15 protein-coding genes and 1 riboswitch are annotated in these 19,130 nt (G+C 65.3%); of the genes, 7 read left to right on the top strand and 8 right to left on the bottom strand.

Annotated features, from left to right (window positions below; all coding sequences use genetic code 11):
• Positions 1-609 precede the first annotated feature (609 nt).
• The 3 genes from ACZ5BH_RS03635 to ACZ5BH_RS03625 all read left to right on the top strand — a co-directional run bounded on the left by ACZ5BH_RS03635 (position 610) and on the right by ACZ5BH_RS03625 (position 4,714).
• Positions 610-2,463, top strand: coding sequence for a SulP family inorganic anion transporter (locus ACZ5BH_RS03635; RefSeq protein ID WP_464891188.1), 1,854 nt, complete (start codon positions 610-612; stop codon positions 2,461-2,463).
• Between the two features lies 1 nt (position 2,464).
• Positions 2,465-3,775: a chloride channel protein gene (locus ACZ5BH_RS03630; protein WP_464890553.1), complete on the top strand. Its 1,311-nt coding sequence runs from the start codon at positions 2,465-2,467 to the stop codon at positions 3,773-3,775.
• Between the two features lie 84 nt (positions 3,776-3,859).
• A complete protein-coding gene (locus ACZ5BH_RS03625) occupies positions 3,860-4,714 on the top strand; it encodes a tetratricopeptide repeat protein (protein WP_464890552.1) in 855 nt (284 codons plus the stop codon).
• Positions 4,715-4,867: 153 nt separating this feature from the next.
• On the opposite strand, the gene ACZ5BH_RS03620 is transcribed toward ACZ5BH_RS03625, so the two are convergent.
• Positions 4,868-5,614, bottom strand: a complete 747-nt coding sequence (locus ACZ5BH_RS03620; RefSeq protein ID WP_464891187.1) for a glutathione peroxidase — start codon at positions 5,612-5,614, stop codon at positions 4,868-4,870.
• 226 nt (positions 5,615-5,840) lie between these two features.
• Between ACZ5BH_RS03620 and ACZ5BH_RS03615 the strand changes: the two genes are divergently transcribed.
• The gene (locus ACZ5BH_RS03615; RefSeq protein ID WP_464890551.1) at positions 5,841-6,233 is read left to right on the top strand and encodes a hypothetical protein; all 393 of its coding nucleotides are present in this window, start codon (positions 5,841-5,843) and stop codon (positions 6,231-6,233) included.
• Between the two features lie 227 nt (positions 6,234-6,460).
• Here ACZ5BH_RS03615 and ACZ5BH_RS03610 read toward each other — a convergent pair whose 3' ends face one another.
• The 3 genes from ACZ5BH_RS03610 to ACZ5BH_RS03600 all read right to left on the bottom strand — a co-directional run bounded on the left by ACZ5BH_RS03610 (position 6,461) and on the right by ACZ5BH_RS03600 (position 10,877).
• Positions 6,461-7,618 carry a cytochrome-c peroxidase gene (locus tag ACZ5BH_RS03610; RefSeq protein WP_464890550.1) on the bottom strand — a complete coding sequence of 386 codons (1,158 nt, stop codon included), beginning with the start codon at positions 7,616-7,618 and terminating at the stop codon, positions 6,461-6,463.
• Between the two features lie 174 nt (positions 7,619-7,792).
• Complete coding sequence (locus ACZ5BH_RS03605; RefSeq protein WP_464890549.1) at positions 7,793-8,212, bottom strand: hypothetical protein; 420 nt, start codon at positions 8,210-8,212, stop codon at positions 7,793-7,795.
• Between the two features lie 241 nt (positions 8,213-8,453).
• Positions 8,454-10,877 (bottom strand): DUF1631 domain-containing protein, encoded by a 2,424-nt coding sequence (locus tag ACZ5BH_RS03600; RefSeq protein ID WP_464890548.1) that lies wholly within the window; start codon positions 10,875-10,877, stop codon positions 8,454-8,456.
• Positions 10,878-10,934: 57 nt separating this feature from the next.
• A riboswitch (cyclic di-GMP riboswitch) is annotated at positions 10,935-11,018 on the bottom strand.
• Between the two features lie 265 nt (positions 11,019-11,283).
• On the opposite strand from ACZ5BH_RS03600, the gene ACZ5BH_RS03595 reads away from it, so the two are divergent.
• Entirely contained in the window at positions 11,284-12,471 is a 1,188-nt protein-coding gene (locus ACZ5BH_RS03595) for an NnrS family protein (protein WP_464890547.1), read from the top strand.
• A gap of 318 nt (positions 12,472-12,789) precedes the next feature.
• On the opposite strand, the gene ACZ5BH_RS03590 is transcribed toward ACZ5BH_RS03595, so the two are convergent.
• From ACZ5BH_RS03590 to ACZ5BH_RS03575, 4 genes are all read right to left on the bottom strand, one after another.
• Positions 12,790-13,761, bottom strand: a complete 972-nt coding sequence (locus ACZ5BH_RS03590) for a hydrolase (protein WP_464890546.1) — start codon at positions 13,759-13,761, stop codon at positions 12,790-12,792.
• 159 nt (positions 13,762-13,920) lie between these two features.
• Entirely contained in the window at positions 13,921-14,424 is a 504-nt protein-coding gene (locus ACZ5BH_RS03585) for a DUF2452 domain-containing protein (RefSeq protein WP_464890545.1), read from the bottom strand.
• Positions 14,421-15,137 carry a lysophospholipid acyltransferase family protein gene (locus tag ACZ5BH_RS03580; protein ID WP_464890544.1) on the bottom strand — a complete coding sequence of 239 codons (717 nt, stop codon included), beginning with the start codon at positions 15,135-15,137 and terminating at the stop codon, positions 14,421-14,423. Before ACZ5BH_RS03580 ends, ACZ5BH_RS03585 begins: the two co-directional genes overlap by 4 nt.
• Positions 15,134-15,820: a 4'-phosphopantetheinyl transferase family protein gene (locus ACZ5BH_RS03575; protein WP_464890543.1), complete on the bottom strand. Its 687-nt coding sequence runs from the start codon at positions 15,818-15,820 to the stop codon at positions 15,134-15,136. Before ACZ5BH_RS03575 ends, ACZ5BH_RS03580 begins: the two co-directional genes overlap by 4 nt.
• On the opposite strand from ACZ5BH_RS03575, the gene ACZ5BH_RS03570 reads away from it, so the two are divergent.
• Both ACZ5BH_RS03570 and ACZ5BH_RS03565 read left to right on the top strand, forming a co-directional pair.
• Entirely contained in the window at positions 15,807-17,117 is a 1,311-nt protein-coding gene (locus tag ACZ5BH_RS03570; protein WP_464890542.1) for a cytochrome P450, read from the top strand. The genes ACZ5BH_RS03575 and ACZ5BH_RS03570 overlap by 14 nt on opposite strands.
• Before the next feature lie 8 nt (positions 17,118-17,125).
• Entirely contained in the window at positions 17,126-19,090 is a 1,965-nt protein-coding gene (locus ACZ5BH_RS03565) for a non-ribosomal peptide synthetase (protein WP_464890541.1), read from the top strand.
• Positions 19,091-19,130 lie beyond the last annotated feature (40 nt).

Genomic DNA, 19,130 nt, shown 5'->3' with positions numbered 1-19,130 from the left:
AGCCTCGCGGGCGACCGGCCGCGTGTGGCGGGCGAAACGTATCACCTTTTGGGTGAGGTCGGCCAGGGCAAGAGCAAACGCGCCTGGCGGAGCGAGAATTCGGGGTTGTATATAGTATAGCAATACAGTTGCTTTATATTTCTATAAGTTGATATTAAAAAGCTGTTTTGATATATTTTACATCATTGGTTTTCCCGTGCGCCCAACCGTTCTGCTGCACCGGGTGCAAGAGGCATCGACCCCGTCAGTCTGCTGACGGGCAATCCGCAGCCTCGCCCAACCCTCGCCCACCAGCATGGCTCGTGCCATGGGGGGGCGCTTGACCGGCTGTTGAAAAGCCCATTCCCGGACTTTTTCAGCGCGGGAGCGGAACACGCCGTTTCCCGTTCCCACACATTTTCAATGACTTGGCGTCATTGGCATGGCGGTGCCTCCGTGCATCGCGCGCAGCCGGGGATTGCCTGCATCCCCGGCGTTTTCGATGACCCGCGCGCATTGAAATCGGTCACGCCAAAGCGTTTTGCACCCAACCGCTCGGAAGGGACGCTCGGCAGGCAAGCGGAGGCGCGGCGTGCCTCTGTCCAGGTCACCCGAAATGACGAGATGAGTATGAGAAGCGAACAATATGCCGACTGGAAATTGCGCCTGTTTCCCATGTTGCGGTGGATTCACCGCGTCGACCGAAACACCCTTCGCAGTGATTTGCTATCCGGCCTGACGGTGGCCATCGTGGTCATTCCCCAGGCCGTGGCGTTCGCCTCGATTGCCGGGATGCCGCCGCAGTATGGCCTGTATGCGGGGATGGTGCCGGCCATCGTGGCGGCCCTGTTCGGCTCCTCCTGGCACCTCATGTCCGGGCCCACCACCGCCGCCTCCATCGTCCTGTTGTCTTCCCTGAGTGCGTTTGCCGAACCCTTGACCCCGGAATATGTCGGTCTGGCCCTCACGCTTACCTTCATGGTCGGTGTCATCGAACTCGTGCTGGGCATCGCTCGAATGGGGACCATCGTCAATTTCATCTCCCACTCGGTGGTGGTGGGTTTTACCACCGGCGCCGCCATCCTGATCGCCGCCAAGCAATTGAAGAATTTCTTCGGCGTGAGCATTCCCCGGGGAGGCAACCTTTTCGTGACCCTGCAGCACTTCGCCGAGCAGATCCCAAACATCAATGGCGATGTGACGACCGTTGCCCTGGTCACTCTGCTGACCGGCTTTGCCTTCAAGCGCTTCGTGCCCCGCTTCCCGCCGCTCATCGGGGCGCTGGTGGCCGGGACGCTGACCGGCCTGTTGCTGAATCATCTGTACGGGGGCAGCGAGGTCACGCATATCAAGGTGGTGGGCGCCCTGCCCCAGACGCTGCCGCCCTTCCGCATGCCGGATTTCGACATCGATACGATGGTAAAACTGGTGCCCGCCGCGCTGGCGATGACCCTGTTCGCGCTCACCGAGGCGGTGTCCATCGGCCGGGCCATCGGTATCCGCAGTGGCCAGTTGATCGACGGAAACCAGGAGTTCATTGGGCAGGGGCTTTCCAACATCGCGGGCAGTTTCTTTTCGGCATACGTGGCCACCGGTTCCTTCAATCGTACCAGTCTCAATTACGAGGCCGGGGCGAAAACGCCCATGAGCGCCATGTTCGCCGGGATCTTCGAAATCTTCATCGTCCTGGCCATCGCCCCGCTGGTGGCCTATCTGCCCACGGCGACCATGGCCGGTATCCTCTTCTATGTGGCCTGGGCGCTGATCGACATTCCCAGCATCAAGCATATTTTGCATTCCAACCGTTCCGAGCGGGCGGTGTTCGGTATCACTTTCGCCTCCACGCTGTTTCTGGATCTGGAGTTCGCCATCCTGCTGGGGATTCTGTTCTCCCTCATCTTCTACCTGATGCGGGTGTCGAAACCGAAGATCGTGGTCCGGGTACCCGATCCAACACTGCCGAACCGGAAATTCTCCGATGGCGGAAGGCACCCCAGGGAATGTCCCCAGTTGCGCATCATCCGGATCGACGGCTCCCTGTTCTTCGGGGGCGTGCCCTACCTACGGGAAAGGCTGGCGCGCATGGCGCGGGAGCGGCCGGAACAGAAACATCTGGCTATCGTGGCCGCGGGGATCGGATTCGTCGATCTGGCTGCGGCGGACGTTCTTGCCGATGAGGCATTGAAGCGGCGCGCCCGGGGTGGAGATTTGTATCTGATCAATATCAAGCGGGGACTGTGGAGCACACTCGAGGAGAATCACGCCTTCGACAAAATCAACCCCAAAAACGTGTTTCAGGGCAAGTCGGCTGCGATTCACGCCATATTCCAGAAACTCGACAAGTCAATCTGCGCCACGTGCAGGAACCGGATATTTCTCGAGTGCGCCTCCGTGAAGTACGAGGGTGACGAACCTCTCGACGACGCAGCGAATCGCGAGCCGGTCAGAGGGGAAAATCACCGCAGACGGAAGGTGGATGGTTGACATGAGCGGACGGCATTATCTCAGGCAGGTCGTCAGGCAGGCCCGATCCCCTTCGGTCTGGAAACTGCGCCTGGTGTTCTGGGCCGGCGCCATCGTGGTCGGGATCAGCGCCACGCTGTTGGCCATGGCCAGCAGCTGGGCAGACGGCCTTTTCCACCACTGGGTGGCACGTTGGGCGTGGTTGCCGTATCTCGTCACCCCGGCGGGCATGCTGGCCATCACGTATGCAACGCGCAAACTGTTTCCGGGCGGCGAGGGCAGTGGCATTCCCCAGGCCATTGCGGCCCTGAAGATGCGTGAGCGTGCCGATCGTGGCGCGATCCTTTCATTGCGCATCGCCATCGGCAAGGGGTTGGCCATCGTGCTGGGGCTGTTGTGCGGTGCGTCGATTGGGCGGGAAGGTCCCACCGTGCATATCGCGGCATCGGTGATGTATTCCCTGAACCGGCTGGCGAACTTTCCCATCCATCATGCCCGCCGGGGCCTGGTCCTGGCGGGCGGCGCGGCCGGGTTGGCGGCCGCCTTCAATACGCCATTGGCCGGGGTCATGTTCGCCATCGAGGAAATGAGCCGCAGCTTTGAGGAACGCATCACCGGCAGCCTGATGGTTGCCGTGATCTTCGCGGGGATGACTTCACTCGTGATTCAGGGGAATTACACCTATTTTGGCACCTATACCATCCAGATGGCACCCCTCGATGCGCTCGGTGCGATCCTGGTGTGCGGCACGATTGGCGGCCTGGCTGGCGGCCTGTTTTCGACTACCCTGATCCACGGTGGCCGTTGCCTGGCGCCGCTTCGGAATCGCCATCCCTATCTTCTGGCGGCTGCCTGCGGTTTGCTGGTGGCGGTCATCGGTGCGCTTTCCGGTGGCACCACCTGGGGAACCGGATACGAGGCGGCCAAAGGGGTTCTGCAGGGCACCGAGGCCGCCTCGCCTTTCTATGCGCCATTGAAATTCCTGGCCACCATCTTTTCCTATCTGAGCGGGATCCCGGGCGGGATATTTGCCCCCAGTCTGTCCGTGGGCGCAGGGCTGGGGTACAGCCTGGCCCAGTTCTTCACGGCCGAACCCCTGGTGGCAATCGGACTGTTGGGCATGGTGGGTTATTTCAGCGGCGTGGTCCAGACACCCATCACGGCGGTCATCATCGTCATGGAAATGACCGATGAAAGCCAGCTGCTTCTGCCGCTGATGGCCACATCGCTGCTGGCCAACGGTGTGTCGAAGCTGCTCTGTACACGCCCCATCTACGAAGCCATGTCCGACGATTTTCTGGCCCGCAAGGCCGCTGGGCCAGACAAGAACTGAACGGTCGACTCCGCTCCCTTTCCATCACCACAAGAGGCAGGACACAGGAAAATGAAATTGATGTTGACCGGTGTTTTTCTCGCCATGGCAATGATGCTTGACGGTTGTTCCGCCGGGGCGACGCCGCCCTCGATGGAACTGAAGATGCTCAAGCAGGAGGCCCACGCCGGCAACAGGGGGGCCGCCCTGCTGTATGGCCTGGCTTGGCTGGAGGGGCGTTATGGCCTGAAGGCGGATCCCCGCAAGGCCTTGCCTTGGCTGGAAAAAGCGGCTGGGGAGGGCAATCCCTATGCGCAGCTGATCCTGGGCAACTGTTATGCCGAGGGCCGCGGCACGGCGCCGGATCCTCGGCAGGCCGTGCATTGGTGGCGGGCCGCGGCGGGAAACGGCAATGGGGAAGCCGCCTATCGCCTGGGCAAGGCCTATCTGGATGGTGAGGGGGTCGCGCATGACGACGAACAGGCCATCCACTGGCTGGAAAAGGCGGCCAGCAAGGGCAACGCGCACGCCCAGTATCTGATCGGCAAGATGTATCACGAAGGCTATGTGGTGGCCCAGGATCAGCAACTGGCAAGGGACTGGTTGAGCCGGGCCGCGGCCAATGGCGAGACGGAAGCCATCAACCTGCTGGCCGTGATCGACGCCTTCGTCAAAGCCACGACCCTGACGTCCCAGGAAACCTACTCCGCACTCAAGGCGAAGGCCGAACAGGGCGATCCCCATGCCCAGTACGAGCTGGGGCTGCGGAATGAAAACGGGGCCTACGATGTCACGAAAGATCCGAAGAAGGCCTTCTCCTGGTTCCGCCGTGCGGCGGAAAACGGCAATCTGCTGGCCATGAAGAAGCTGGCGGCGGTGTATGCCAACGGTCTGCTGGGCGTTGGTAAGGATCCGGCCAAGGCGCGTTACTGGCAACAACGCTCGGTTGGACGGCACTGAGCGGAATCGGGACAACGGTGCAGGCGCGGATTCGCTGGCGGTTGCAAAACGGCCGTTTTTCAACCGCCTGTTGGCGGAGCCGGTATCCCATGGCAGGGTAAATGGCACGACGAAAACGGGGCGCAGGGCCCCGTTTTCGTCGTGCCGGCGGACTCAGGCGACGTCTTGCTGCTTGAACCAGGCTTCCAGATCGTCGGCCCCGCCGATGTGCTTGCCACCGATGAACACCTGGGGCACGGTGTCGGCACCGGTCACGGCCCGCAGCACCCGGGAGTTGATCCGCTTGTCGAGCGTCACCTCCTCGTAGCGCATGCCGTGTTCGGCCAGCAGTTTCTTGGCCCTGGCGCAGAAGGGGCAGCCCGGCATGGTGAAGATGGTCACCGGCTCCGGCACCTTCGCGTTCGGGTTGATGTAATTGAGCATGGTGTCGGCATCCGAGACCTCGAAGGGATCGCCGGGCACGTGGGGCTCGATGAACATCTTCTCGATTATGCCGTCCTTCACCAGCATCGAATAGCGCCAGGAACGCTTGCCGAAGCCGAGGTCGGACTTGTCCACCAGCATGCCCATGCCTTCGCTGAACTCGCCGTTGCCGTCAGGGAGCATGGTGATGTGCTCGGCTTCCTGATCCTTGGCCCAGGCGTTCATGACGAAGGTGTCGTTGACCGACAGGCAAACGATGTCGTCCACGCCGTTTTCCCTGAACACCGGCGCCAGCTCGTTGTAGCGGGGCAGGTGGCTCGAGGAACAGGTGGGGGTGAAGGCGCCCGGCAGGGCGAACAGCACCACGGTCTTGCCCTTGAAGATGTCGTCGGTGGTCACGTCCACCCATTCGCCGTTCTGGCGGGTATGGAACGTGACGTAGGGGACGGTTTGTCCTTCGCGGTTTTCCAGCATGATGTTGACCTCTCGTGGGTGGTTGATGTTGCGATGGGGAAAGTATGGGGGAGGGAGGGCGATTTATCCAATAAATCATCGCAATATATATGATTGTTGTAATCTATTTATTGTTTTGCCCCTGTGACCCGCCCGGCGCTACACTTGAGCGGGAACCTGCCAGACCTGCCGCCAGAAGCAGGACGGCCCCGCGACCGCGGCGCGGTCCTTGACCATGAGGAGAGATGCCATGCTTGCCACCCTGCCTGCCGCCGGTGAACAGCCCGTGGTGGAAATTGCCGGACGCCCCGTGCGGCTGCACCTGACCCGTGCGGCCTGTGAAGCCCTCGATGCCCGCGAGACGCCGCTCTACGTGGAGATGGAGCTGTATTTCAGCTGTCTGATCCGGTTCAGGGTCCGCTTCCACGATGCGCCCCTGCACGGCGAAGGGGTGCCCTGGGGCGACAAGCTCCGGGTGAACTTCCGTCCGGTGATGACCCGTGCCTGCGGCACCGACTACGAGGGCGAGGAACCCCCCCTGACCGACTTCCCCATCGCCCGCCCGGAAGCCTTCGTTCCCCGCTGGCTGCGGCTCGACTATCGCCAGGGCCAGTGGAGCGGAGAGTTCGGCATCCACGAATAGGGCTGGCGGTCGCGGCGAGGGCGCCGCTCCTACAGACAGCTACGGGGTCGGTAGGAGCGGCGCCCTCGCCGCGACAACCTGGACACGAGGATCAAGGCGCAAACGCTCCTCGGCCTTCGATCAACCTCGCCGCCTGGGCTTGTTCCTCGGCCTCATTTATCGCGGCTTGCGCCGCTCCTACAGGTGTACTCGAAACCCGTAGGAGCGGCGCAAGCCGCGATTCACCGTTATCGGAAACATATTCCCTTGCCGGTCCCATCCGTGAGTGTCTGCATGAAAGCGACGAGGGCCGTGATGTTCGCAGGATCCTGTGCCAGGAATCCGCGATTTTCGACTTCAGGTGAGATGTTCATGTCAACTTCCGGGGGTTGATCCCCCGCCCGTGTGGGGTCCACATCCGGTTCTCCCTGCTTCAGGTCCACGAAATAGAATTTGACCACATCTTCCAGGGTGGCAAAGACGCCGTTATGCATGTACGGCGCCGTCAACGCCACGTTGCGCAGCGTTGGCGTCTTGAACAGGCCATCGTGTGCGCTGTCATTTGTATGATTCATCAGGCCATGGTCGACAAAAGCGGTCCCCATGGGGTGATTCGGGTTCTGCGGCACGCCGATGTTGAAATACATGTGGTTGGTAAACAGGACCGGATCGCCATTCGTGGGGATGGTATGGCAGACACTGCAATTGGCCTGCCCGGTGAAGAGATCGAATCCCTGTTGTTCCAAAGTGCTGAGCGGATAGTTGGCGGGATCCTGCAAATAGCAATCGAACTTCGAATCGAAGGGCGCAAACTCGTTCGTGCTTTCATAGGCGGCGATGGCCTCGGTGATCTTCTGGTAGGCGAGGGTGGTGTCGTTGAAGATGCTGTCGCCGAAGACCTGCCGGAACTTGTCGGCATAGGTGGCGTTGCGTACCTTGTTCACCACGTCTGCCTTGTCGGTATTGGCCATTTCCACGGGGTTCAGGAAGGGATCGCCGGCCTGGGCGGCCAGGGTGTCGCGACGCCCGTCGAGGAACTGGCCACCGCAGGGCACACCGGTGAAATTGGCATCGTTGCAGTTGGCACTGAAGGCCGGTGTGAACTTCGCATAGGCGGCAGTGGGGGCGTTGCGATCCCCGAATTCACCAGGTTTGGAGCCTTCGGATACGGGGCTGTTCACGGTGGCCGCCGGATCGGCGAAGCCATGCGTGCTGTCATGGCAGGTGGCGCAGGCCTGATTGCCGTTGGCGGAGAGAGCAGTATCTTCGAAAAGCAGTTGCCCCACTTCCTCGATGGTCACCCCGCTCGTCGAGCCACCGCTGGGCGGATTGTCCCCACCGCCACCCCCGCAGGCGGTAACGAGCAAGGTGGTGCCGAGAAAGAGCAGGCGGGTTTTGCGCAACATGAGCATCCTCCACGATCGTTTGCCATTTTCCGGCCCGCGGGTTGGAGCCGGGTGGAGGATTATGGGCAACGCCGTGGCGGGAGGTGCGGGGAAAAACTGATCCAGATCAATCCGTGGTTCTTGACAGGATGACGGATTCGCGGATTTGCGGGGCGGATCACACTTTTGAGTGGGTCAAAGCTTTGGTTCGATCACGCCGTGGACGATCTTGCCGTCGAAGAGCACGGCCAGGAAGTGCTTGCGGGGGAGGGTCTGGCCGTCCTTGCGGCCCTGGATGACCACCAGGTAGTGCCAGCGGGTGCCGTAGCGGGGGGATTCGATGGGTTTGAGGAGGATTTCCAGAAAACGGACGTCGTCGTAGTCGGGATGCAGGCGCAGGGCCCAGGTGCGCACCTTCTCCACGACCTGGTCGATGCGCAGGGGCACGGGACCGTCGCCGGGTTGCCAGGCGGGCAGGCTGGCCAGTTCCGCTTCCTCGACGGAGAGGGCCAGTACTTCGTTGTCGAGATGTTCGAGCAGGACGATGGGCAGGCGGCCGGCGAAGGCCGGCAGGGCGAGCCCCAGCAGCAGGCTGAAGGTGAGGACGGTTTTCATGGGCATTCCACTTTTGTGAGCGTGTCGCATTATACCCGCACCGGCACGAGGGTGCGGAAGCGGCGCCGGCATTTCGGCATGAGGCGTGTTGCCGCCGTCAGGCCGTCTGGCGGCAACGGCCGGTTTGTGTCGGACCGGTGAACCCCCGGCGGTGCAAAAAAATGCCGCTCGCGGGCGGCGAGGATGACAGAGGCAATCGAAAAGAGGGTGCGACGTCCCTGTCGCGGGGGAGGACCCGGTGTCAGGCCGACTTGCGGGTCAGGCCTTTCATGACGGCGGACAGGGCCCGGTCGAGGACCGGGGCTTCGTCGATGATGCGCGCGGTGCCGCGGCGCAGATCGGCGGCGAAGCCCTGCAGGGTCTTGTCGGCCACCACGTCGAACTTCCAGTTGGTGAAGGTGTATTCGCCCAGCAGTTCGCTCTTCCAGGCCAGCTTGGCGCGGACCCGGTTGCCGTCGTCGTCGGTGAATTCGACCCACTTGCCGGCTTCCAGGTGGCGGGCCATCTCCAGGTATTCGTCGTCGGGGTAGTCCTCGGGCAGGTCGTGATCGCGGGCGTCCCAGCCGGCGAGCACGATGTCCTCGATGATCTCGCGGTCGAATTCGTCCAGTTCCTCGTCTTCGGCCTCGGCCACGGCATCGCTGGCCAGCGGTTCGTCGAGAATCGCCTCGAGCTGCTCCAGGGTGGCCATCTGGTCCTCCATGGCGGCGATGGCCGATTCCACTTCGGTCCGGGCCATGTCGGGCAGGGTTTCGGCCTCGTGATCCACCTCTTCCGTGGTGTCGGCGGGGCGGTCTTCGGGTGTGTCGAAGAGGAAGAAGCCGCTCTGGTCGGGTTCCACCGGCGCGGGCGGGGGCGCTTCGCCGGCCACGCGCAGGCCGTAGAGGCTGGCGTGGTGGTAGGGTTCCAGGGCGGCGAAGATCCGTTCGATCTTCTCGGGCGGATAGTCGATGCTCTGCAGGCCCTCGCGCAGGGAGGCGGTGAGATGGCGGATGATGCCGCCGAGGCGCTCGCGGTCCACCTTGAGCTGCTTGGGCTGTACCGACCACACCAGGACGTCGATGAAGCGGCGCTGGTTCTTCCACAGGGCGCTGTCCTCGCCCTGCTCGAGATAGGTGTGGGTCATCACCGCGTGCCAGGGGCCCATGATGATCTTGAGCACTTCCTTCGGCAGTTCCTTGCCGGCCAGGGCCTCCTTGAGGGTTTCGCGCACCCAGGTGCGGGCCAGTTCCTGCTGTTCGCGCATCTCGCGCTCGCGGCGGGTTTCGGCCTGACGGGCCTCTTCCTCGGCGCGGCGCCGTGCGAGGAAGGCCTCCAGTTCGGCGAGCTGTTCGCTGAACAGGGTCATGTCGTCGGTGAAGTCTTCCAGCACGCGGTCGACGATGCCGCTCATGACCGCCAGCAGACGGTTGTCGTCGGCCGGTTCGTCGTCGAGACCCAGGCCGGCCTCGGCCAGGGCGTTGAGCAGCTTGCGGGCGGGATGGCCGCGGCTGGCCAGGAAACCCTTGTCGAGGATGGCGACCTTGATCATCGGGATCTGCAGACGGCCGATCAGGGCGCGGGCGGCGTCGGGCAGGTTGGGATCGTCGAGGATGTATTCGAACATCATGGCCACGACGTCGATCATGTCGTTGTCGGCCCCCTGCAGGGCCACCGGCTGGCCTTCGCCCACCCCGAGCTGACTGCCCATGGCCAGGCGGATCGCTTCGCCCGGTGGCAGTTCACCGCCGCCGGGCAGGGCCGCCGGCTGCTGCTGCAGGGCGGTCAGGGCGGCCAGGGCGTCCGGGGTGGCCAGGGGTGCGGCCGGGGCCGTGGTGCCTGCCGCCAGGGTGCCCATGCCGGGCGCCATGGCGCCACGCTGCCGGGCCAGAAGCTGGTGCAGGGTAGCGAGGAGGTCGCCATCCGGCCCGGCTTCGTCGGCAAGGGCGGCCACGTCCGTGTCGGCCAGGGGAGAGGTGGCCGGGCCGGCGGCCGGGGTGCGCCGGATGCTGGCCTTGATGGTGGGCAGCACGCCGGCGTCGATGAAGGCGTCGTTGATGCTGTCGAACAGGGCGCCGATGTCCTGGCAGAGCTGGCGGTCGAACAGCTTGTAGATGATCAGCTTGATCTTGAGTTCGGTCTCCAGATCCCGGGTGGCTTCGCTGAAGGCCTGGCAGATGGCCTTGGGGCCGAGGGGGTTGGTGTCGTCGTCGATGCGGCGCTCGGGGGCGATGGCGCCCAGGCGCTGCTCGATGGCGTGGATGGCCTGGCCGTACTGGTTGCGGATCTTCATCACCAGATTGGTGATGGCCAGGGATTCCTCCAGATCGTGCTCTTCCACCAGGGAGAGGTTTTCCAGCGACAGCTCGACGGTGGGCGGCTCAGCCTCGGTGTCGCCGTCGCGGAAGCGATCGAAATTTTCCTGCAGGCGTTGCCGGAAACGGCGTTCGATGTCCTGGCGGTGGAGCCGCACGATGCGCATGGAATCGAAGTACAGGGTCTGCTCGGCGTTGGTCTCGGCCTTGTCGGCCATGGCGAACAGGGCATCGTCGGCCGTGTCGAGCATGCGCTGCAGCATGGCCTGCATCTGGCGCAGGGTGAGATCGCGGCAGCTCTCGAGCAGCTTGCGCTGCCGGACGCGGCTCTCGACGCCGGACTGGAAGGAGACGACCTTGCTTGCGCTCATGTGCGGTATACCCGTTGCGTGCGGACCGGCGGGCAGGGGGTGCGGAAGGGAAGTGCATCCGGCAACCCCGCTGTCCGGGGGCGCGGCCCTGGACCGGTGGTTTTGCGTCCCCGCCTCGCGGCGGGTTTGCCCTTGGATGCCGTGAAGGAACGGCCATCTGCTATGACTATCGGCCGAGATCGCTCCGGGCGCCAGTTTTCTTTTGTCAACTCCGTCACAGTTTGGGGGGCGGGTAGCGGGTTGCGGGCATCTTCGACGCCAGCGTACAGGGTGACAACGGCCGGTGTTCCCGCCCTGCCCACGGCGTATTTTGTCAAGGATCCGGATCAGGGTTATCTCCTGCGGGGTAAGTACACTTGCCGGGGTTTCGATTAGGATTGCGTTCACTAGGAAAAGGAGCCGTTGCATGCAGATCGAAGAACCCCGTCGCCCGAACCCCTCCGGCACCGCCCTGCTGGCGCTGGGCTTTCGTCCCTTCTTCCTGCTCGCCGGCCTCGGCGCCGTGGGCCTGCTGGCCATCTGGCTGGGCTACGTCAGTGCCCCGGCGCAACTGCAGGCCTACTACGCCGGCACCTTCTGGCACGCCCACGAGATGCTGTTCGGCTACACCGTGGCCGTGATCTGCGGTTTTCTGCTCACCGCGGTGCGCAACTGGACCGACATCCCCACCCCCAGCGGCGGTGCTCTGGGCCTGCTGGCGCTGCTGTGGATCCTGGGCCGGCTGCTGCCCCTGGCCGGGCCGGGCGTGCCCGGCTGGCTCATCGCCGGGGTGGATCTGGCCCTGCTGCCGGCCCTGGCCTGGGTGGTGGGGGTGCGGGTGCTGCGGCGCCGGCAGACGAGCAATCTGATCTTCGCCGTGCTGCCCCTGCTGATGATGCTGGCCAACCTGCTGGTGCACCTGGAGATGCTCGGCCTCACCCGCGACACCGCCTGGTACGGGCTCTACGGCATGGTCTGGCTGGTGATGCTGATCATCGTCCTGATGGGCGGGCGGGTGATTCCCTTCTTCGCCGAACGCGGCGTGCAGGGCCTCACGACCCGCAGCTGGCCCGTCGTCGAATGGCTGTCGCCCTGGGTCATCGTGGCCGCCGCCGTCAGCCACCTGTTTCTGTCCGATGCCCTGACCTTCTGGGCCGCCCTGCTGGCCTTCGTGGTGCATGCGGCGCGGGTCTTCGGCTGGTATCACCGCCTCATGTGGCGCGAGCCGCTGGTGTGGGTGCTGATCTTCGGCTACGCCTGGCTGGTGCTCGGGCTGGGGCTGCTGGCCCTGGCCGAGCTGGGCTGGATCTCCGGTTTCATCGCCCTGCACGCCTTCACGGTGGGCGGGCTCGGCGGGATCACCCTGGGCATGATGTCGCGCGTGGCCATCGGCCACACCGGCCGGCCCATGAAACTGCCCAGGGGCATGGTCTGGAGCTACTACTTCCTGTACGCCTCGGCCATGGTGCGGGTGTTCTTCCCCCTCTTCCTGCCCGATACCTACGTGCGCGAGGTGATGGCCGCCGGGGGGCTGTGGATCCTGGCCTTCCTCGTCTTCCTGCACTATTACACGCCGATCCTGATGCGCCCGCGGGTGGACGGCCGGCCCGGATAGTCGCGCGGCGAAGCCGCGTGACAGGGACGAGTGGCGAGGGACGAGGGCCGAGGAAAGCACTTCGCAGGATGCGATGGCGAAGCGTATTGCAGCGGCAGTGCCGGGCTTAACCTGATCGTTGCAAAAAATCGGCTCTGTAGGTCGGGCTTTAGCCCGACATGTCGGCCTGATACCCAAGGGGCACGCTGAGGCCGACCTACAAGGGCACGACTGGATTTCACTTTTGGAGCGTTCCAGAAGACAGCCCGGAATGTCCCATCCACAAGACAATTGCCGAAAAAGAAGCGATTCCGTGCTTCAATTTATGCAACTGTCAGGTTAACGCACCCTACCGGTTTGTTCCGCATCCAGCCATTCGACGATCCGCCGCTCCAGCCAGTATTCGGCCTGCCAGGGCCAGGGACCGGACACGAAGCCCACGTGGCCGCCGTGGTCGCTCAGCTCCAGGGTCACGGCGGGGGGCAGTTCCGCCTCGCCGGGGACGGTGTCGGGAAACATGAAGGGATCGTCGCGGGCATGCAGGATCAGCGTCGGGATGCGGATCCGCTTCAGATATTGTCGGCAGCTTGCGCGAGCGTAGTAGTCGTCGGCGCCGGCGAAGCCGTGCAGGGGGGCGGTAACGTGCTCGTCGAAGTCGTGGAAGGTGCGTAGCCGATCCACGTCCACGTCCAGGGGCGAGGGGAGGCGGGCGAACTTTTCCCGGTAGCTGCGCCGGAGCCGCCCGAGCAGGTGGCGCAGGTAGAGTCGTGACAGGCCCCGGCGCAGGCGCCGGTCGGCGTCGGCCAGGCGAAAGGGGACGGAGACGGCCACCGCCCGGCGCACGGGCGCGGCTTCGCCCCGCTCGGCCAGCCACTTGAGCAGCACGTTGCCGCCCAGGGAGAAGCCGATTGCCGTATCCACCGGGGCGAGATTCTCCGCCAGCCACTGCACCACGAACTGCAGATCCCCGGTTTCGCCGCTGTGGTAGCTGCGGGGCAGGCGGTTGGGCTCGCCCGAGCAGCCGCGAAAATGCAGGAAGGCGGTTCGCCGGCCGGCACGGTGCAGGGCCGCGAGCAGGTTGCCGGCATAGTGGGATTCCAGCGAGCCTTCCAGGCCGTGCAGCAACAGCACCAGCGGCCCGTCCGGTCGCCCGCCCAGGGCCAGATCCAGAAAGTCCCCGTCCGGCGTCTCAAGCCGCCGCCGTTCCAGCGACAGGACCGGCTGCCGCCGGAAGAAGGTCGGCCACAGGGTTTGCAGATGCGGCCCCGGCAACCACCAGGCCGGGCGGAAAGCACTTCGGGTTATCGGCATCGTTGCGCTAAACGTCTCAAAATTGGGCTGACATAAACGGCGCCGGCGTGGGAGGGGTGTAGGCCGGCTCAAGCGCAGCGGAGCCGGCAAAAATCGTGTCATCCCGACATGGCGGCTCCGCTACGCTTGAGCCGCCCTGCGGACTGCCGGTGATCGGCATCAGCGATCCGCTTCCTGCTCCAGGAGGGCCAGCAGCCGCGCCACGTCCGTATCATCCGTCTCGTGGCTTTCCCCGGCCTCGGTCGGGCTCCAGCTCATGTCGTTCTCCAGCCGCCAGGAGCCGAGGAAGTCGTGGGGCGGCCGGCCCGACCAGTCCTCGGGCGCCAGCATGGAGAAGTAGGTGCTGCCGTCGGGCTTGCGGTAGAGGTGATAGATCCGGCCCGGCTGGCGGCGGAAGTTGCAGGCGGCGCGGTGCAGTTCCTGGCTGCGGCGGGTTTCCTGGAGGATGGCGCGGGCGGCGTCCTGCAACTGGCGGATCTGCTCGGCGATCAGTTTCAGCTTGCCGGTGGCGTGGCTGGCCAGGGTGGCGTCGGCGGCCTCGATCTCGCGGGCCAGATCCACCAGCTCGAAGCCCGGCGCCAGGCGGCTGACCGGGTAGGGCGCGCTGTGATCCGGGCCCTGGTGGATCGTCGGGGATTTGCTGCCGGGCCGCGCCTTGCTCATGGCCTTGCCTCCAGGTGCCGGGCGGCTTCCTCGCCAAGCCGGTTGAGGGTGGCTTCCAGTTCGCGGGCCACGCCTTCCTGATCGGCCATGGCGGTCTTGCGATCCACGGGCCGGGGTTCGCCCACCACCACGCATACGCGGCTGAAGGGCCGGGGGATGCGAAAGCGGTCCCAGGAGTTCAGCTCCCAGGCGTGTTCGGCGGCATAGGCCAGCGGCAGCACCGGATAGCCGGTGAGCTGGGCCAGCATCACCGCGCCGGGCTTGAAGCGGAAGGCCGGGCCGGTGGGCCCGTCGGCGGTGTTGACCGGCGAGATCTTCTCCTTCGCCATCACCTGGTAGAGATCGCGGATGGCGCGGGCGCCGGTGCGGTTGGAGGAGCCGCGGATCACCCGCGCGCCGAGCCCGGCCATGATTCTCGCCGCCACGTCGCCGTCCTTGGAGGGGCTGATCAGAAAGCCGAGTTTCAGCCCGTCGCGCTGCAGATCCAGCAGATAGCGGGCGCAGAACACGTGCTGCTGATGCCAGTAGGCGGGGATGAAGGGCTGGCCTTCGGCCAGCAGGCGGCGCGCGTGTTCATCGCCCACCACCGTGACCCGGCAGGTCTTCCACAGCAGATGGAGAATCCCCCGGATGAGCGGCACGGCCAGGGCATTGCCGAGGCGGCGCTTGAAGGGGCGGCGGGACGCCTCGGGGGCGGGAGCGGAATCGTTCATGATCCGGGCATTATACCAGCGGCTTCCTCGATCACCGGCGGCGCGGGATCGGGGCTGGCCAGGCAGAGCACGTAGCCGGGCAGCGGTTCGGTGTGGAACAGATGCCAGATCCGGTCGGCGTATTCGGCCTGGCGGCCGTGCAGCGCCACTTCGGTGAGGCGGGCGATGCCGAGATCCCCGGCGGCCTTGAGCACCGCCTCGCGGGCGGTCCAGAAGTCGAAGAAGCGGGCCGGATCCTCGGCGATGGCCGCCCGTTCGGCGGGGCTCAGTCCCGCCTCGGGAAGGCGGGGCAGGGGACGGCGCCATTCCACGTCCAGCCCCACCGGCGTGCCGGCCAGGGCGCAGGCCACCAGTTCGTTGGCGTGGCTGATGGAAAAGCGCACCGGCCCGGGCCAGTCGGGCTTGCCGTGGGGGCTGATGGTGAGCGCATCGAGGGTGAAGTCCGCCTGGCCGAGGCGGCGCATGCCGGCCCGCAGCAGGGCCAGGCCGATGAGGGAGCGGAGCCGGTCGAAATCGTCCCGGCGCCGGGCGAGGCGCGCGTGCAGGGCCGGGGGCAGGGCAGCCAGCGCCGCGGCGATCGTGTCCGGGTCGATTTGCCCGGGGCGGATTCTCCGATATAGTACGAGCTTTTGCGAGCATGGCTCCATCGCCACAGTATAAAGGCTGCCCATGAGTGCGGACACGCACCAACCCTCCCTGCCTCCAGGCCCGGAGACCCCCTTCACGCCCGACACCAACGAGGCGACCTTCGCCGCGATCCCCGAATGGATTGCGGCCTGGGGCGACGTGGTGCGCCTGCCGTCCGAGGGGCGCCGCCATGACAGTTATCTGCTCAACGATGCCGACGCCATTCGTCACGTGCTGGTGAAGCATCACGCCAACTACCGCAAGGGCCCGGGCTTCAACCGGGTCAAGATGCTGCTCGGCAACGGCATCATCGTCTCCGACGGCCCCTTCTGGCGCCGCCAGCGGCGAATGATCCAGCCGGCCTTCAGCCGCAAGGTGCTGGTCCGCCTGCTGCGCTTCGTCGAGCAGGCCAACGCGGCGCGGCGCGAACGCTGGCAGGACGAGGCCGCCGGCGGGGCGATACTCGACATCACCGCCGAGGCGGCCGATCTGTCGCTGGAAGTGATCCTGCGCACCCTGTTCGGCGAGGATTTCGACCGGCTGGTGGATCAGCAGGGCGGCAATCCCTTCGCCTTTCTCACCGAGGATCTGACCCGCGACATGCGGGTGGTGCTGCGTTTTCGCGGCCTGATGCAGCTGATGCAGGAACTCATCCACTGGCGGCGCGAGACGCAGCCGGTGCGGGACGACTTTCTGGCCCTGTTCCTCGCCGCGCGGGATCGCGATACCGGCGAGACGATGACCGACAAGGAACTCATCGACGAGCTGATGACCTTCATCATCGCCGGCCACGAAACCTCGGCCATCACCCTCAACTGGTGCTGGTACTTCCTGGCCCGGCATCCCGAGTGGGCGGCACGGGCCCGCGAGGAGATCGAGGCCGTGACCGGGGGCGCCACGCCGGCGCCCGAGCAGCTCGCCCGGTTCGAAACCGTGCGCCGGGTGATGAACGAGGCGCTGCGGCTCTATCCGCCCGTGTGGCTGTTCAGCCGCACGGCGCTGGACGACGACCGGATCGGCGATTACGCGATTCCCGCCGGCACCGATCTGTTCATCTCCCCCTATTACCTGCACCGGCATCCGGCGCACTGGTCCGACGCCGAACGCTTCGATCCGGATCGCTTCGCGCCCGAACGGGAGAAGGCCCGCCATCCCACTGCCTTCATCCCCTTCTCGGCCGGGCCGCGGCGCTGCATCGGGGATCACTTCGCCCTGCTGGAGATGCAGATCCATTTCGGCTGCATGCTGCCCGCCTTCCGCCTCGAATATCTCGACGAGCAGCCCCTGGCCCTGGCGCCGTTCATCAACCTGCGCACCCGTCACAACCTCCGTTACCGCATCACGCGCCACTGAAGGACACCATGCACGACTTCCGTACCCTGCCTGACGCCCTGCACGCCGCTGCCGAAACCGGCCGCGGCATCGGCTACATCGAAGCCCGCGACCGCCTGGCGCGGCAAGCCTATGCCGAGCTGCAATCCGCCGCGCTGGGATTGCTCGGCCACCTGCAGGCCCGGGGCCTCGCGCCGGGTGACGAACTGATCCTGCTGCTGAAGGACAACCGCCGCTTCCTCGAGATGTTCTGGGCCTGCGTGCTCGGTGGCATCGTGCCGGTGCCGGTGGCGCCGGGGATCAGCGACGAGCACCGGGCCAAGGTGTTCCGGATCTTCGACCGCCTGCAGCGGCCGTGGCTGTACACGGAACAGGAAACCCTGGCGCGGCTCGGCAGCTTCGCCGCCAACCATGACATGGCCGGCGAGCTGGCCGCCCTGCAGGCCCGCACCCTGAAGGTCGAATCGCTGGACGAAGCCGACGTGGCCGAGGGCATGCCCCACGACGCCGCCCCGGACGACACGGCCTTCATCCAGTTCTCCTCCGGCTCCACTTCCGATCCCAAGGGTGTGGTGCTCACCCACGCCAATATCCTGGCCAACATCGCCGCCATTCTCGAGGCCGGGCGTTTCACTCCCGACGACGTGAGCCTGAGCTGGATGCCCCTGACCCACGACATGGGCCTGATCGGCTTCCACCTCAACATGCTGGCCTGCGGCATGGAGCAGTACCTGATGCCCACCGAGCTGTTCAGTCGTCGACCGCTGCTGTGGCTGCAGAAGGCCAGCGAAACCCGCGCCAGCATCCTCTGCTCGCCCAACTTCGGCTACAAGCACTACCTCAAGGCCCTGGGTGACAAGCCGGTGGACGACCTGGACCTGTCAGCGGTGCGCCTGATCTACAACGGCGCCGAGCCCATCTCGGTGGAGCTGTGCGATCAGTTCCTCGAGCGCCTGGCCCCCGCGGGCCTGCGGCGCGAGAGCATGTACACCGTCTATGGCCTGGCCGAGGCCACCCTGGCCGTGGCCTTCCCGCCGCCGGGCGAGCCCTTCCGCACCCTGTGGCTGCACCGGGATCATCTGGGCCTGCACGAGACGGTGCGGGCAGTGGACGCCACGGATCCGGCTGCCGTGGGCTTTGCCATCGAAGGCCGGCCGGTGCCCGGCTGCGAGATCCGCATCGCCGACGAGGCCAATGCGCCGCTGGCCGAGGACGTGATTGGCGCCATCCACATCCGCGGCCCCAACGTCACCGTCGGCTACTACAACGACGAAACCAGCAACGCCACCGCCCTGGTCGGCGACGGCTGGCTCGACACCGGCGATGTGGGGCTGCTGCACGCCGGCGAACTGGTGGTCACCGGCCGGCGCAAGGACATCATCTTCGCCCACGGCCTCAACTACTATCCGCACGATCTGGAAGCCATCGCCCAGCAGGCCGAGGGGCTGGAGCTGGGCAAGGTGGCGATCTGCGGCGTGCGCCGCCCCGGCGACGACTCGGACGAACTGCTGGTGTTCCTCCTCTGGCGCGGCGATCTGGCTGAGTTCCTGCCCCTGGCGCGCAAGGTCAGCCACCTCATCAACGCGCAGACCGGCCTCGAGGTCGATCACGTGATCCCGGTCAAACGGATCCCCAAGACCACCTCCGGCAAGCTCCAGCGCCGCCTGCTGGGCGAGGCCTTCCTGGCCGGCGAATACGACGGCGTGCTCACCGAACTGACCCGCCTGCACGACGAAACCCAGGCCGCCCTCGACGGCGCCCTCACGCCCATGGAAGCGCAGCTCAAGGCCATCGTCGATGCCGTGGTGGAAGACAAGCGCCTCGGCATCCACGAAAACTTCTTCGACGCCGGGATCAGCTCCCTGGCCCTGGCCGAAATCCACCAGCGCATCGACGACCGGTGGCCCGGCATGGTCGACGTGGTGGATCTGTTCGATCACCAGACCATCGCCGAAGTCGCCGCCTTCCTCGAGAACAAGCTCGCCCAAGCTTAGATGGGATACCTCCTGTAGGAGCGGCGCAAGCCGCGACTTC

It is taken from the genome of Thioprofundum lithotrophicum (assembly GCF_055387065.1).
Note: the sequence above shows the minus strand (reverse complement) of the source record. Positions and strands in the feature narration are given on the sequence as shown.

Excerpts from the sequence above, each read along its gene's own strand:
- ACZ5BH_RS03615 (WP_464890551.1), top strand. The coding sequence starts at position 5,841 with ATGCTTGCCACCCTGCCTGCCGCCGGTGAACAGCCCGTGGTGGAAATT.
- ACZ5BH_RS03585 (WP_464890545.1), bottom strand. The coding sequence starts at position 14,424 with ATGAGCAAGGCGCGGCCCGGCAGCAAATCCCCGACGATCCACCAGGGC.
- ACZ5BH_RS03605 (WP_464890549.1), bottom strand. The coding sequence starts at position 8,212 with ATGAAAACCGTCCTCACCTTCAGCCTGCTGCTGGGGCTCGCCCTGCCG.
- ACZ5BH_RS03570 (WP_464890542.1), top strand. The coding sequence starts at position 15,807 with ATGAGTGCGGACACGCACCAACCCTCCCTGCCTCCAGGCCCGGAGACC.
- ACZ5BH_RS03630 (WP_464890553.1), top strand. The coding sequence starts at position 2,465 with ATGAGCGGACGGCATTATCTCAGGCAGGTCGTCAGGCAGGCCCGATCC.
- ACZ5BH_RS03625 (WP_464890552.1), top strand. The coding sequence starts at position 3,860 with ATGGCAATGATGCTTGACGGTTGTTCCGCCGGGGCGACGCCGCCCTCG.
- ACZ5BH_RS03595 (WP_464890547.1), top strand. The coding sequence starts at position 11,284 with ATGCAGATCGAAGAACCCCGTCGCCCGAACCCCTCCGGCACCGCCCTG.
- ACZ5BH_RS03565 (WP_464890541.1), top strand. The coding sequence starts at position 17,126 with ATGCACGACTTCCGTACCCTGCCTGACGCCCTGCACGCCGCTGCCGAA.
- ACZ5BH_RS03580 (WP_464890544.1), bottom strand. The coding sequence starts at position 15,137 with ATGAACGATTCCGCTCCCGCCCCCGAGGCGTCCCGCCGCCCCTTCAAG.
- ACZ5BH_RS03610 (WP_464890550.1), bottom strand. The coding sequence starts at position 7,618 with ATGTTGCGCAAAACCCGCCTGCTCTTTCTCGGCACCACCTTGCTCGTT.
- ACZ5BH_RS03590 (WP_464890546.1), bottom strand. The coding sequence starts at position 13,761 with ATGCCGATAACCCGAAGTGCTTTCCGCCCGGCCTGGTGGTTGCCGGGG.
- ACZ5BH_RS03600 (WP_464890548.1), bottom strand. The coding sequence starts at position 10,877 with ATGAGCGCAAGCAAGGTCGTCTCCTTCCAGTCCGGCGTCGAGAGCCGC.
- ACZ5BH_RS03635 (WP_464891188.1), top strand. The coding sequence starts at position 610 with ATGAGAAGCGAACAATATGCCGACTGGAAATTGCGCCTGTTTCCCATG.